Origin of the sequence: Parendozoicomonas verongulae, from assembly GCF_009711465.1 — a bacterium.
GTDB lineage: Bacteria > Pseudomonadota > Gammaproteobacteria > Pseudomonadales > Endozoicomonadaceae > Sansalvadorimonas > Sansalvadorimonas verongulae.
On sequence record NZ_SMME01000552.1, the window covers coordinates 1 to 1373 of the forward strand.

Consider the following 1373-nt stretch of genomic DNA (forward strand, 5'->3'; position numbering starts at 1 on the left):
ATATCAAGGGGTTTCGTGCGTTTTCCCTGACTTACTACGTAAGATTGAAGCGTTGGCTCTAGCCGTTTGTGTTGTGAATAGAGCCTCCCTTTACAATGCTGACTTGGATATATCTTTCTCTCATCGCTTACTAATTTCGCGCGATCAATAGCCTTTAGCGACAGTTAACAACTATTCTAAAACCATTACTGGGTCTTAATATGGGAATAAGTCCTTTAGCGTGGTTATCCTGCTTCACCTCTGTATGTGTACAAGAGGTAATGTGGCCGTAGCTAGAAGCGAACCAGAGGAAGAGTACATACAGAGTGTAAACCGTATTTGACGTCTATGCGGTATAAATACGAGCAGGCACTTTGTGGCTTTCATAAAGGCCAATCATAAAGTCAGAACCTTTTCACTTGGCCTGAATTTGTACCATATCAAACTCGCACACTTCATCTTCACAAAGCATTTCAATAATTTCTTCATCATCCATATCTACATACTCTGGCCATTGGTCAATCAGGCCTCTGGCACTTACAACAGTTTCCTGTTCTGCCTGGCCTACGTAAGCCTCAGTCATCTGTATTGAGGTTCCAGAAGTGGCCGCAGGTCTAGCCGTTTTTGTTGTAGGTGGTGTGATCTGGGTTGCTGAGTAGTTTGTTGACAGAGGGACTCTGTCCAGTGCTCCCTTAGCAGGATGTGGGATTTTTTTAGCATGGTTTTGTTGGTCTTACTGCTTGACGGTGTAGGTATTTTGGAGGGGATTATATCGGGATATGGGGTGGGTGTAACTTATGTGGGTTTTGGGGGGAGGGGCTGTGAGTAGTGCTTGGTTTGCTTTTTGTCGTAAGATAGCCGAGAGCAGTACAACTGTGCGGAATAATGTTTATTGTTTTTCTATCAACTCTGGCAGAAAAGTTTTTGAATTTCTTTGCCGTGTTTACAATTTGTAAAGGCACCCCTTCTACAGAGGGAGGCTTAATGGTCACGTACCCACTGGCCCTAAATACGTCACACCTCATATTGGGTTCCTGTTCGTCGCCCCGCGATTTTGCGTTGGACTTCCTTCAGACCCTGCCCTTACTCGGTTTGGGCGACAGAGCCTGTCCCCGACTTGTAACTGCTCAGAATTCGTAGGCAATTTTCCAGATCAGTCAGCTCCAGCCCAGTAAAATCAAGGGGTGCCCTCTGCGAAAGTGCACTTTTGGCTACACTTTTTGAGCAGTTACCCCAACTTTGAACCACGATATTGAAAGAGTTATGGATCAGGTTTCACCATTCTCGGTGAACCGCCCCGGTGCGGACCCGCACGCCGGGTGGTGTGGGGAGGATTGAAGAAAAGTCAGCCCTTACCCGATTTAAGTACGGTTACTCGCCATCGTCCCAGCTAT

Annotated in this window: 1 protein-coding gene; it reads right to left on the reverse strand. The window is 46.3% G+C overall.

Annotated features, from left to right (window positions below; translation table 11 throughout):
* Positions 1–394: 394 nt before the first annotated feature.
* The gene (locus tag E1189_RS01425) at positions 395–562 is read right to left on the reverse strand and encodes a hypothetical protein (RefSeq protein WP_155158323.1); all 168 of its coding nucleotides are present in this window, start codon (positions 560–562) and stop codon (positions 395–397) included.
* Between the last annotated feature and the right edge of the window lie 811 nt (positions 563–1373).